The organism is Bacillus cereus group sp. BfR-BA-01383, from assembly GCF_022663495.1.
GTDB lineage: Bacteria > Bacillota > Bacilli > Bacillales > Bacillaceae_G > Bacillus_A > Bacillus_A cereus_AU.
Map to the genome: position 1 here is coordinate 1 of NZ_JAKUFP010000033.1, position 14,313 is coordinate 14,313.

Genomic DNA, 14,313 nt, shown 5'->3' on the forward strand with positions numbered 1-14,313 from the left:
CTCTATTATAAATTAAAAAGGCGAGATATTCGACGATTCAATCGTCGAATATCTCGCCAAGTGGAACTAAATGGAGTTTTTCAGTGCCCTCATTCCATATCGAACTCATTCCCTATTAGTAGCCTAAATTTTTGTATCTAACTTTTCGAATTCAGTTCATTACCGGTTCTTTTTTCAAACTTAGCAACAGAACTGTTACCTATTATTGAGCTCTTGATAGATTCCATGCTATAGTATCAGTTCCATTCTCTCCATTACCATATTTCATATAATCGATTAAATATTCTACCTTTAACTTGTTACCATTAGATAGTATGTTCCATTGCTTATGGTATCCAGTGAAGTTCTTTGGATATGCATGATTAAATTTAAAAGTACTTGCGTTCTGTTTTTGATCTAAATGGATATAACTATCTTGAAGTTTTAAATATGCATAATCTGAATAAATAGGACTTTGGAATTTAATTAATACCTCTTCATCCTTTTTAATTGGTTTTCCAGGTTTAGGTTGACCTACTCTTTCAATAATTACATTCACTTTTTCATCATTAGATTTCTCAGCCCAAAGATACTCCCATTTATTCCCTGCGTGATGACTTCCCCAATAAGCTGTATTTCCATATGAAGCTACAGTATAAGGAACTCCTTCTGTAACAAATTCACCTGAATTATCTACTACATAATCTTCGAATTCTTTATTAGCTTTAATCTCTGCATCAATCTTTTGTGTAGGCGTTAGATTGTGTGCGTCATTAATTTCAAATGTAACTTTTCTGTGCGCTGCAATTTCAGATTTAATAGGGTGTATATTTTCTCTAGACTCATATGTATATCCATTCTCACGTTTAACTAGTGTTACTGTTTGTGAAGGAGCATTCCATTTCTTGCTATAAGTAGTAGGGATTTCTTTGCTCACACCAAATAAACCAGGTAAGATTGATGCCCGAATCTTTTGCGTAACAGGATCATAACTACCCTCTACTAATGTTGGTTGCTGTAGTTTTGCAAAAGCACCGTGTACAGAGTCTTTATGTAAATAACTGCGATCCCCCTGCCCCGTTTTTAAAGCGTTCAATGCATCAGTTCCATTATTATCTGAGACCACTGATACTTGATTATTACTTTTAGCCTTGTTTACAATATGTTTTACTTTATTCGTATCTATATTAATATGCTGAAAAACTTCGTTATAGGATAAGACTGGCTTATCAGCAAAGGATTTATCTTTAGGAGTATACATCCTAAACTTTGGTATATTTCCTATATCTGTTTCTAATTGTTCTGTAGCTGCATTTACTCTAGATTCATATCTCCCTGAATCTCCTAAATGCATTACTTCTTCACCTTTTTCGATGGATAAATCCATTGTACTTGTAGGTAAAACTTCAATCGAAAGAAGTTCCCCTTGTTCAACAGCTTTCAATTCATCCAATGATAAGACAATATTCGCATCTGCTTGTCCCTCTAAACTGTCAATTACTACTTCTGTTTTATTCCGTCCACCTTTTTCTGTACTTAAATAGTTTGCCTTATAACGATCTTGTGTTGCCTTTACAGTATTAATAATTTTGTTTCCTAAACGAATATTAAAATGAGGCGAAACATTTTCAGCGGATGCTGTGCCTACATTCTTATATTCCAAATGTACCCGTAATTTTGCTGCGTTCGCTGTATCCACAGTTGTTGCGGTAGACCAATCAAAATTATTTGTATAACTCTCCGTTTCAGTAGTTGTTTTTGAATATCCGTATCCCACGTTTGCTGAAACACTTCCGGAAGGAACAGGACCGGCTGCTGAGCCTTCTACACCACCTGAGCCACTTAGACCTACATTAAATGAATGTTGTGTAGATACGCTTTTTTCCCATCCTCTGCTAACAGATCCGCCATTATTATCCGTAATGGTTGCAATAGGAATCACTTCAATTCGTTTGACACCAATTTGTAAATTTGGCATATTGGCAACTATCGGATTGAAATTAGTATCAGAATCATTATTATAATTCTCAACCTCATACATATCAGTAAAAGGATCACCATCCGTATTTGCATTCATAGGATTCGATATAAATTTTGGTTTCCCTTTATCCTTCTCGGGATCCCATGCTTTCGCTTCATTTTTCCCAGTTTGTGAATTGAATTCAATTTTATATCCATTAATCTCTAGGTCGTTAGAAATACCATCTTTGTCCCAATCGTTGTTTGTCATTTCAATGTTTTGTGTAATGAGCGAACCTATTTCCCCATCAGATCCGAGCGTGAAATTCTTATCTTCTTTTTTTGCATTTGCATTCTCTTTGAATATTTCAACTGTACTTCCTGGATTCGGCTGTTTTACATCTGCTAAAGCAGGAGATGCTAAAGTCAGTGCCATCGATACACTACCTAATACACTAAGTGCTGGCTTCAATTTTTTCATTGTTATTTTTCCTCCTTGGTTTCTAGGTGAGTTAGAACACCTACTAGTAAGATTAATTTCATCATATATAACAAATCTTTCATTTCTCTCTCATAACTGTTAAAAAAGTCTCTCGTAAATATTACAAAACACTTACAAAGCTTTGTAAGGCTATATAATCTGTATATGAAACATCAAAAAAGCAGTAAAATGAACAATCGATTACAATATATACAAAAAAGCAGCTAGCAAAAGCTAACTGCTCACTAAAAATAAATTTAGTTATTAGATATGTCCTTAACTCGATAATCTTCTAAAGTGTTTACCATAGCAGAAATCCTTTGTTGCTCATTACTCATGTTTATTCACAATTCCATTCTATGATTTCTTATAAAATTTCAGTAAAAGAATGTATTAATTTTGAAATGTACAAATAGGGAGAGTGACTTCAACTATAGTTCCCTTATTCACTTCACTCTCAATAAATACCTTTCCCTGATGTGTTTCGATAATTTTATAACAGATCATTAACCCTAAGCCAATCCCCTCTTCCTTAATACTATAAAAAGGTTCTCCGAGATATGGTATACGTTCTTTTGGAATCCCGCACCCTTGATCGATAAAACGAATGCTTATTTGATCATTTTCAAGTTTATCAATTTGAATCAGAATTTCCCCTCCCGTTGGCATGGATTCAATTGCATTTTTTAAAATATTCACAAACACTTGTTTTAATTGATTTCCTTCACATGGAATCAAAGGAATACCAGTTGTAAAATCGATGCGAATTTGTATATTATTCATCATTGCTTGAGGTTGCAGTAGCATCAAAACTTGATCCATTAGCACACTAATATCATTGGGTTGTATCTTTACCACCTGTGGTTTAGCTACCGCCATAAATTCATTTGTAATACTTTCTATACGCTCAATCTCTGATGATACTATATTTATATAACACTGATTATTCTCATTTTCCGTTGATTTTAGTAATTGCATAAACCCTTTCATTGCGGTTAATGGATTATTAATTTCATGTGCCATTGCGGTCGCTAATTGTCCTACGACAGCAAGTTTTTCAGATTTTCGTAGTAATTCTTCTGTCTTTAGCCGTTCAGTGATATCACGAGAAATACTTAGGAAAACTTCTTTACCATTTAAGTTAAAAATACGGACACCAAACTCAGTTGTTATTATTTTTCCTGTTGGAAAAGCATATTCATCTTGCAAAGTGAAGGAAGTTTGTCCCTCTCTAATTTTTTCTAACAACCTTACAATCATTGGTGAATCTTGTGGTACAGCATTTGGAAACGGTAACGAGAGCAGTTCTTCTCTACTATATCCAAATCTTTTACAACCAACAGGGTTTACTTCAATAAATCGACTTGGAACACGATCCTCATTCAGCTCTACTACATATACTGCGTCAGTTGCTTGTTCGATTAGTGCACGGTACTTCATTTCACTATCTCTTAATTGTTGGTGTAATCGATGCCGTTCTCTTTCTGCTTGTTTTCTTTCAGAGATGTCTCTACATATTGCTGATAAAGCTATCACATTTCCTCTTACATCTAGTATAGGAGAAACCGTCAGACTGACATCAAGAAGACTTCCATCGCTACGTTGTCTAACAGTTTCTAATCTAGTAACTATTGATTCCCTTGTTAGAATTTTCTGAATATTAATGAGTGATTCATCCATTAAGAAATCTGGTACACAAGGTAATCTCTTACCTATGATTTCGTGTGATGACCACCCAAATATATTTTCATAAGCTTTATTGGCTTGTAAAATATGCCCTTCTCGATCAGATATGGTAATAGCATCTACATTATGCTTGATAAATGATTCCAGTAATTCTTTGGTAGCTCTTAATTCTGATTCTACCTTTTTCCTTTCGGTTATATCGACTGTAGAACCAACAACTTCAATAACTTGTCCATTTCGTTTAATCGGCCTAAGCGCAATAAGAATAATAGTTTTATCATTCGGCCAGGGTAATTCAAATATAATTTCTTTCCCTTCCCACGCCTGAAGATAATACTTCATTAATTGTGGAACTAAATGGGGAGGAATAATAGAAGCATCAATAGTACGTAAACTTTTTCCTACCACCCGTTCAGAATAAATTCCGTTTTGATAATAAAACTGCCCATCACACAAAGTGTGTATAAAATGTTTATCCACTTTTTTAAATTTAAAGATACCCCCTTGAAGCTCATGTACGGTATCTTTGAGTTCTTGCTTCGTTTTTTTTAATTCCCGATTCATTTTAGATAAGTCCTGTGTTAAATAATACAATCTCTGGTAGGCTTCCATAAGAAATAGTCCAATTAAAAGTCCTAAAGCTATATATAATAAGCCTCCAGTGTAAAGTAATGTATTATTAAAGAATACACCAACTAACCATTTTATTCCGAAAAAAACAGAAAAATATAAAGATGCACTTTTAAAAGGATGAAGGTTTTTAAAATATGTTTTAAAAGTAGCAAATAAGATACCCATACCTAAATAAGCAATCACAGGAGGTTCCCAATACCCTCCAATGTAAAAGATGCGCATTATAATAATGCTAATTAACGTAATCCAACCAGCAATGCGACCAAAGTAAATAAAAGATAGAATAAGAGGAACAACTCGAAGATCGTAGGAAAATCCCATGTACGGAAAAGAAAAGAACATCAAAGTAACTGCGATGATCCCCCCATAGAATTTTTCAAAATATCGCCTGGAATGAATCGTAAACACTTGAATATATATTGCTGCGCTAACTAATAAAGAAAAAATAGATAGATTGATGAAATAGTCTTTAATAATCATGTAATGTCCCTCCTTGCATTAAGTGTATTCGACAAAAAAGCAAAAAATCCTACAAAAAATATAAACGGTTCAGGTGCAAAAAATTCAAAATACATGTAAGTAATCTCTAAATCTTGGACATACTGATACTGTTACTCTAAAAAAATGCGCAATCGGCATAAATATTGAAGAATTTGTACTTCTTACAAAGACATTCTCCTTGAAGGATGTCGACATGAGATTGACATTTCGTGAAAAAGTATCAAAGTGCAAACCTGAACTGAGATTAACATATCAACAGACATTAACATGTTAACCTTCAAAAAAGTAAAAATGTTAACTTCATGTCACCCCCTTGATACTAAGGATAACAAGAAACTAATACTACATGGATAAACCATAGGTTTATTAGAACAGAATTGAAATATAAAAATTTATAGAGGTTAAAAACATTAATAAATATAATGATTCCCTATTAAAATATAAAGAATGTTTCTCCATATTTTAATAAAGTATTTCGAACAGAAGGTTAATAGAACATATAGACTGTAAAGCAAAATTACATCCATTATATCGGACCATATTTAATAAAGTAATATAATTAATATATATAGTTTTTTGTAACATGTAACTTAGAGATCTCTAATCCACTATTGGATATACAATTAAAGATTTAATACTTCTTACAAATATATTCTTCTCGCAGAGTATTGATATGAGATTGACATTTCGCGAAGCAGGATCGAAATACATAACAGGATTGAGATTGACATATCGATAGGCATTAACATGTTAGCTGACAAAAGAATAAGAATGTTAATCTCATGTTGACTATACTTAGCAGTAATGAAAATAAGACATTAACAAAACATCAATAAAAACTATGGCTTTATTAGGACGAAAATTGAATTGAGAAAATCCACACTAGTTAAGAATTGCGCTTTATAAATTACTAGAAGTTTCAAGTAGAAAAATCACTAAGAAATATAGACTATCAAACAAAGCAGCGCTCATTATAGTTAATTCAATCAATAAAATAATATTAACATGAGTAAAATTACTTTGTAATATACGGCTTAGAGGTTTCAAATCTACTCTTGGGCGAATAATTAAAGGATCGTTATTTTAAATGTAGAAATCCTTTCTGTAAGTATTAACATGAGATTGACATTGCACATAATTGGATTGAAATACTCATCATTAATGAGATTAACATATCAATAAACATTAACATGTTAATCCTCAGAATGATAAGATTGTTAATCTCATATCAACTATTCTTGATTATTGTGATAACAAGACATTGACAAAACAGCAATAGGTATATGTCCCTATTAATAAAAGCGTTAATAAACCAAGATTCACATCAGTCTTTATTGCTTATAATTAGGGACTGAATAGATCCTTCTATAAAAACTTTTTTCTTTATCGCAAACACTTAGAAATTAAGCATTACAGCTATCCAACAACAAAGCGAATGGGACCTTGTAGTGTTTCAAACTACTAATAGCCAATAACTCGACTAACTATTAGAATTTAACGCTTATATGAACCTATAATAGTTGTTATCTAAAATTACTTTACTAGTCTTGGAATCAGTTAAAAAGAGATACTACACTCTATTAGTCAAACAGGTATCTGTTATATATCCTCAAGTGTTATCTATGGAAAAGGCTCATACTACAATTATTAATAATATGGACCCTTTTAATCATATTTATACCTATTTTTTTGAAAGTTTAATGCTATATCCTCATAATTTATTTACAAATCGGTTATATTTACTTATCATTAATGTTATGTGAATAAAACTGTCAATCTCATAGCAACCATTTATAAGGATATGGGTGACAAAGGTACCTCATTAATCCTATATAACATTGATGCATTTCAAATCCCAGTTAACAAAACATCGACATTTGGTGAGGATAGATAACACTTTGTTAATGTTCTGTTAACACTTTGAGTATAACATGTTAATGTTATCTTTCATGTTAATTCCAGATAAGAAAGGGATTCCTATTAGTACCGTCGAAAAACACTTAACATATCAATCTCGCATTTCATGTTAATGTCATTTATCAGCGAAATTACATACTGCTAAGGAGGTAATACTATGATTAAGCAGGAAAATCACTCAGAACAAACCATGGTAGATGATGAGAACTCATTACACGAAGACGCTTTTGAAAAGGCCTGGCGAATAACAGAGTTTTCTAAGTTAGTAGGTAGACACCATAATACTGTTTATAATTGGTTTAATACGTTAGAAGAGAAGGGATTGCACGGGACTCTTAGAACCAATAATACAAATGAAAAGCTATATAATTCATTAGATTTAAATATAGCACTTTTCATAAAGCAGAAAAGGGATGAAAAGTGGTCTTTAGATGCCATAATCGAACTTTTACCGCATCAATTCGAACTAAGGCCAGTATCTCCTGAAAACCACTCTAACGAAATATTATCTCAATTTGATTTTCAGGACGCAGCTGAGACAATCGAGAAATTGGTGGAACAAAAGGTTCAAGCACATTTACAAAACATCGAAATACAATTTCAAGAGAAATTTGAAAATGTATTAAAAGCATTACCTCAGCCTGAAGATCCAATTGCTATGAAAGAACGCCAAAGACAAGAAAGACTGGATAACATAATAATTGAACATAGAGCTCGTAAAGAATTAAGAAGACAAGCTGAAAAACTCTGGAATGAAAAACCTGAGGAAGAGCGTATGAAAAAAGTTGGTTGGTTTAAAAAAGAGGAAGATTTAGCAAAAAAACACCTATTTATAGAGAATTATTTAAACGAAAATATGATAGAGTATATGAAATCTATTATGACATCCGAATAAAAAAGAGGCCCGGGATATTCCCAGGCCTCTTTTTTATTATTTTGATGTACCAAACATTTTGTCTGGATCCATAAATGCAGCTAATTCTTCATCATTCTCAGCATCTGCTGATGATTCCTCATTACTAGTTCCCATATCGATGTAATCACCAAAATTAATACTGAAATCATCGTCTTGATCTTGCATTTCAATTGTACTAATTTGAGATTTTTTAAACTGAATTTGATTTTGCTTCTCTTTAAATTCATTGAATTCTTCAACTAAACCCTTAGACAAACGGGACGGTAATGCATCAGTTTTATAGAACGTATACACACTGCCCATAAAATCATTTTTACTAATTAAATACCCATTAAATACCGTACCGTTGATTGGTAATGTATTCGTAACTTCTACTTTTGCATCATCCATAAATGAATCATCAATATTCTTTTGTTCGTCTAGAATTGCAAGCATTCCAAAATGATGCACCTTAGAAGCCTCCAACTCACCATCATCGTTCTTTTTCACTAATTCTATAGGATGGTGGAAAGAGCTTCCTTTCAACGATTCTGAGAACATATCTACTATTTCTTTACTATTTTCAATTTGATTCATATTGCGAGAAATTTTATTAATAACTAGACAACCAGTTTTCTCTAATAAAATACGTTTAAAGTCCTGTGAATCTAAAATAACAGATGTTCCTGCGCCATTAGAAGCTGTATTTAATTCATGGATGATTTCACCAATGCGCTGATTCGCATAGTCTCGTGAATTAGCAATACCTTTTTTCTCATTTTCGTTTAATCCCTTAAATTCATCATAGAAATGTTGGTTATCTGCGAAAACAACGAATGCAACACCTTTTGCTGGGTCATTTGCTAACTTCCAAATCTCTTGAGAGAATTTATTTACTTGTCTTAGTACATCAGGGCCATCGGCTCTTACAGGGAGTGTCACAACAATACCCATTTTAATAAAATCTTTACGCTCAATTGCATTATTGAATGCAATTTTTGCATACTTTTGTTGATTTGCTATTAATTCCTCTCTAGGAATTTTCATTGCCATACTTTTAAGTTCTTCAGCGATTATAGGTTTATTATGAAAAGCCGAGAATTCTTCAATTGCTTTAATGATTGTAGAAGTACCTGTTCCACCGCCTAAACCAGCAAAAAATAGTACCAATTCATCTGTTGGTCTTACACGCTCTGTGATGAATTCTTTTAACTTTTCTTTCGCTTCATCATTTGATTCTAGTACTTTTACAGCACGTTCTGGATTCTTCCCTAGTCCCCCTAATTTTAGTGATACTTGGTTACTTGTTGGTACGTTTTTTAATTCGGCTAAATCACCATCGTTACTATTTAGGGCAAGACAGTTGTACACAGATGTTCCATCCGTATGCTTATATTCAGCAAATTTATCTACCATTCTAGTTCCAGCCTGACCAAAACCAACCATTGTCATTTTTACTGCTACTTCGTTTTTAAGAAAGTTCTTCGCCATTATTTTATCTCTCCTTTTTCTTATCTATTCGTTTCTTTACGTTTTCCAAGTTCAATTAACACCTGCTGCCCTCTAATTGTTGAGATTAAAAATTTATAAGGGTGCATAATTTTTTCAGTTATTAATGACATTGAAGATAATGTACTAACACTTACTTCAGCAGATCTTCTTGATATATTGGTTCGTTCAACCTCTAATGAGTATGATTTTCCCTTTAATTTCTTAACTCTCCTATCAATTACAACATTACCTACTATTTCATTTATTGAGATGCCTCTCATATATTTCGTCTCTTGGTATTGTTTATTTACCTCAGATCCTATGTAATGAAATACATTATAAAGTATTTCGTCCTCTTCAAGAATGTCTGCAAACATGTTCACAACTTCATCAGGAAATTTAATTACTTTATACTTTTCGCTCAATACCTCGTTCAAGTTGCCTCCCCCTTAAAACGTTGGTTAATTATTCCTACAAATATATTACATTAATATAAGACGTATATCAAGTGATTATATATAGAACTTACATATAAAGCGTATAAGTATTAAAGTTAGTTAAAATGTTGATATATAAACATGAATTTATACAGCGTACATGAACGCTGTATATAATATATATCAATTTCAGGTTGCATGTAATTAACAACACCTTCTATAAAACTATAAATTTAATATTTAATTTGACATTCTTTTGAATAATCCTTTATAAAAAATATCAAATTACAAACATTTCATGTTAAAACACTTCACAAATCATCCATACGCTCTATTTATAAACTTTATATATAAGCTGTATATACAAACTGTATATATCACTCCCTTAAAATAAAGGTTTTGTGGCTGATATATCGATTTCATATCAACATATTTAACACATTTCATTTCTATACACCTTATATGTAAAACCTATATATAAAGTGTATATGTACAGTGTGTATAAAACATACAAAAATCATTGCTCTTTTCATATCATATGGTTTGATATGAAAATTTTAGTTTAATAAAGAGATCTTCGTATTCAGCTAGATTTATTAACGATTTTTCTACTATTTAAAACCATTGATAAAGGAAATCTGTCAATGTCATGTTATAAGTTCTCCTCTCAGGAATTAACTCACATAATTGCAAGTTCAATATCTCAAGTGTTAGGCTCTACACATTCACTTGTTAATCTCATATCTACACCATCTTTATAATTAACATGTAGAGTCATAATATTAATTAATACAACTAAATTTATTATATTTTTATTTCAGTATAGATTTACTAATTGAATTATACATATTACTGTAATACAGCTATCAACTTAACAAAGCAATAGATACACCAAATGACGATTAGTTTTGTTCAAGAAATTGGACTTGATGTTTATCCTAACAAGAAAGAGGAAGAGGGGGATTGCTGACAAAACAGAAAGTTTCTCAGGATACATCAGAGTGTGAAGAAATTTTAAATAGTATAATTTTGTACATTGGAAACGGTAAACCTAGCAATGGTTATTTAGTTTTGGTTTGAAGCAAAGACGTACTGTTTTGAAAAAAGTATGCCCGTTTATAAAAAGAGGAATCGGAATTATCTACACTTTGTTTTTTCTTATTGCACTAACATGAAAGTCTGACTAGCTATCAAAACTATATGCTAACATTTAGCTGAAGAATCTTTAAATTTAAGGGGATTTAAATATGAAATTAATAAATGAAATTTAAAACGATTTTGCTAAAGTTAATGCAGGAATACATGTGAGTAATTATTATGAGCTTACTCTTTTATCAGAAAATAAGCGGGAAAGTATATATAAGCTTGCAAAAATGGCTACACACGCTACTAATAATGACACAATAGAACTCATACAGTTGAAAGATTTGGAAAAAGATTCCCTTATTTGTCAATACCCTGATGGGGAAGCATCTTGGTTTGGTACAATACCACATGGATATGATTTACATGGATTTACATGGATTGACATCGAAGGAATATATAATAGAACAGTTATTAAATGAATTCAAACAAGAACTAGAAGAAGTTTATTGGGTTAAATTAGAAACAGAAGATTATTATGCATGCTGTTATGAAGAATATATGTTTAAAACGAATAGGGGTATTTATTTTTTAAGTATGCAAGTCCACGATTAAAAACATAAAAACAAGACTTCTACACAGGTTTTAAGCAAATATTTATATGAAAATTATATCTTAATCTGTTGTAGAGGAATCCACTTTGATTAATCCTTTTTTAATTGATTCTTTTTATGTGTTATAAAGTTACTCAACTAAAGGGCCATTTTCTGGAATAAGGCGATTGCTCAAATCACGGGATTTTGAAATAATTGTTATTAAGTTAAAGGGCAGAATTTTAGAATATGACCGAAACATATTGTATATAAAAAGAATTAACATTAGTTTCTTAATTCTTTTTATTGGGAGGAAGAGTCGGATGGAAATAAAATGGATAGGTGTTAGCGTCCTCACCGGATTCTTTCTACTGGAGCTTGGTGCAATGGCTGCGTTCAGTTACTGGGGTTATCATATCAAGACAGGGGCAGCGGTCAAAATTATACTCGCGGTTGCCACGCCACTAGTCATAGCCACTCTATGGGGTATGTTTCTCTCCCCGAAGGCGTCGCTCCCCATCTTCTCCTTCCCCATACGAACTACGCTTAAGCTGGTTGTGTTCATTGTTGCTTCCGCAGCTTTGTACGCAAGTGGGCAAAGCGCGTTCGCAGTTACTTTTCTGACGGTGTCCCTTCTTATCGTGGCAGCAGTCTTCATCTTGAAGCTTCATAAAGTAAATATGTGAAGTGGATTAGTCTAAAACCGAACTTCAATAATCGAGCGCTTTAATTGAGCAAGGATCACAAAAATCATCAAACTTTTTTATAAAAGGATGATTCAATTGAATATAGAAAAAGCGTGTTTTGATCAATCTTTTTTCAAAGCACGCTTTTTCTATTTGCTCTTTTATCAAGGTTTATTAGATTAATTTAATCAAACTTTATTCAAAAGCTACAACAAAGCATATAAATTTCGTATCTATCCAACGAAGGAACAAAAAATATTAATTGTTAAAACCATTGGGTGCAATCGCTTTGTATTCAATTTCTTATTGAGCGAATGGGGCAGTTTATTTAAAGAAGTAAATCAATTCGAATAGGCTACAAAAAAGAAAGCAAACTAAAATCGTGGGTGCTGATGACGAAAAAACACAACTCCGCTATCTGTATATAGTGTATTTATTATAGTTGGCATCCTTGAAGGAATAACTAAATCAGGCTACAAGGGTGGTGAAAAAATGGCTAAAAATAAGAATAATCAATTGAAGAACAATAAAAATGCTGTACCAAAAGCAGATGTAGAATTTGCGGGAGAAAATGGACTTGAAAAAATCGCATTAAGAGCCCAAAAAAAATCAAAATAAGTAAACAATAGGGGGCAGTAAATCTGTCCCTTTGTTCCTCAAAATTAACATAGTTCTTCAAAAAAATAAGCATCTTTTGTTAGCATAAAACCAATGTATTGCAAAACCTGGAAAGTCCCCTCAGAAGTTCTGAAAGTACTTTCCATTCACATAATTAGTGTTATTGTAAGTCAATGTTATTGTTAGTTTGGATTCGACTTTTGTATAGTTGACGAAATTTGATGAAAGAGATAATTCTCCAAGGTAAGATATATCCCAGTGCTACAGTCATAAATAGTGCTGCTTCTGTTTCTGGACCTAGCCATTTTAAATAATCACGAAGTAAAAAACGGATAATAAGTACGATGAGAAAGGTAATAATAAAGCTCTTGTTTCTTACAGCATAAATATGCTGATCGAATCGGAGTTCATAGTGAGTAGTCCAAATAAGTGGAATTGACAAAAGAAATCCAAAGATAGCTGCACAAATCCATTCCCAGCCAGCGGCATGTGCTTTTGGATTTAAGATGATGTGAATGCAGGGGAGTAACAAAAATAGTATGGGTAAGAGAATGCGGGTTCCGTTTCCTTTAATAGGGCGATACATTGCCAAAGTTCTACGCCATATGACTAACGCAGCAATTATGATCACAATAGAGTAAAACGAAGAAGAATCCATGATTTCACCTCGACACATAGAATATTTCAATTATATGGAAAGTACAGATGGTTGGATAGTGGTATTCATCCTGATTGGGGAAATATAACATTAATTTGTGATATCATATATAGGTATTTGCCATTACATACTATTGCAAGAGGTAAGCAAAGAGGCTTATCCCTTATGTATCAAGGATTACGCCTTTTTTTCTTTTGAAAGATTTATAGAAAAAAACATACTTGTTTTATTAAGTATGCAGTCTCAGAATTGTCCTTATTTCCCATATAAAAATCGCATATTTGCTAGTTAGTTTAATACTTTTTGTAATGGAACAGCTGCAATCTAAAATTATGATTTGAGTACATGCAATATATACAATACCCCTGGCATATAGCTAATAGCGTATAGCACGCTTATAGCTAAACAACAAGTCCACTGCCAAAGTAGGGCTATTTTTTTCTGCCTTTTGTGGTAATATCGGTGTTGCCGTTTCACGCATTAGTTTATATTCAAGCTGTGCAGTGATAATAAAGCTGTTTAATTGTAAACGTAAAAGAGCGATATCCTAAAAACTACGATAGACGGTATAATAAAAGCAATATATATAGAAATACGTTTACTTTCGAAAGGAAGTAAAGTTGTTATACATAAATGGGGGAAACCTTGGAATTTATCTTGTTCAATTATCGGGCGCTATTCTTTTATAGAGAAGGC

General features: G+C 32.3%; 8 protein-coding genes and 2 pseudogenes. 5 read left to right on the forward strand and 5 right to left on the reverse strand.

Annotation, left to right across the window (positions count from 1 at the left end):
• Positions 1-202: 202 nt before the first annotated feature.
• The gene (locus MR065_RS22030) at positions 203-2,419 is read right to left on the reverse strand and encodes a binary toxin-like calcium binding domain-containing protein (protein ID WP_242215068.1); all 2,217 of its coding nucleotides are present in this window, start codon (positions 2,417-2,419) and stop codon (positions 203-205) included.
• A gap of 393 nt (positions 2,420-2,812) precedes the next feature.
• Positions 2,813-5,218, reverse strand: a complete 2,406-nt coding sequence (locus tag MR065_RS22035; RefSeq protein ID WP_242215069.1) for a PAS domain S-box protein — start codon at positions 5,216-5,218, stop codon at positions 2,813-2,815.
• A gap of 2,095 nt (positions 5,219-7,313) precedes the next feature.
• Here MR065_RS22035 and MR065_RS22040 point away from each other — a divergent pair.
• Positions 7,314-8,051: a terminase gpP N-terminus-related DNA-binding protein gene (locus MR065_RS22040; protein ID WP_002150985.1), complete on the forward strand. Its 738-nt coding sequence runs from the start codon at positions 7,314-7,316 to the stop codon at positions 8,049-8,051.
• Positions 8,052-8,087: 36 nt separating this feature from the next.
• On the opposite strand, the gene MR065_RS22045 is transcribed toward MR065_RS22040, so the two are convergent.
• Positions 8,088-9,542: an FtsZ/tubulin family protein gene (locus MR065_RS22045; RefSeq protein WP_242215070.1), complete on the reverse strand. Its 1,455-nt coding sequence runs from the start codon at positions 9,540-9,542 to the stop codon at positions 8,088-8,090.
• Between the two features lie 20 nt (positions 9,543-9,562).
• The gene (locus tag MR065_RS22050) at positions 9,563-9,979 is read right to left on the reverse strand and encodes a hypothetical protein (protein ID WP_002150988.1); all 417 of its coding nucleotides are present in this window, start codon (positions 9,977-9,979) and stop codon (positions 9,563-9,565) included.
• Positions 9,980-11,277: 1,298 nt separating this feature from the next.
• Between MR065_RS22050 and MR065_RS22055 the strand changes: the two are divergent.
• The 4 genes and pseudogenes from MR065_RS22055 (at position 11,278) to MR065_RS27510 (ending at position 12,959) form a co-directional block, all read left to right on the forward strand.
• Positions 11,278-11,677: pseudogene (locus tag MR065_RS22055) on the forward strand (hypothetical protein).
• Between the two features lie 301 nt (positions 11,678-11,978).
• Positions 11,979-12,341: a YrdB family protein gene (locus MR065_RS22060; RefSeq protein WP_002144369.1), complete on the forward strand. Its 363-nt coding sequence runs from the start codon at positions 11,979-11,981 to the stop codon at positions 12,339-12,341.
• A gap of 210 nt (positions 12,342-12,551) precedes the next feature.
• Positions 12,552-12,686: pseudogene (locus MR065_RS22065) on the forward strand (helix-turn-helix domain-containing protein); the annotation flags it as partial.
• Between the two features lie 147 nt (positions 12,687-12,833).
• On the forward strand, positions 12,834-12,959 hold the full coding sequence (locus MR065_RS27510) for a hypothetical protein (protein WP_001107285.1): 126 nt from the start codon (positions 12,834-12,836) through the stop codon (positions 12,957-12,959).
• A gap of 160 nt (positions 12,960-13,119) precedes the next feature.
• On the opposite strand, the gene MR065_RS22070 is transcribed toward MR065_RS27510, so the two are convergent.
• Positions 13,120-13,617, reverse strand: coding sequence for a CcdC protein domain-containing protein (locus MR065_RS22070; protein ID WP_242215071.1), 498 nt, complete (start codon positions 13,615-13,617; stop codon positions 13,120-13,122).
• Positions 13,618-14,313 lie beyond the last annotated feature (696 nt).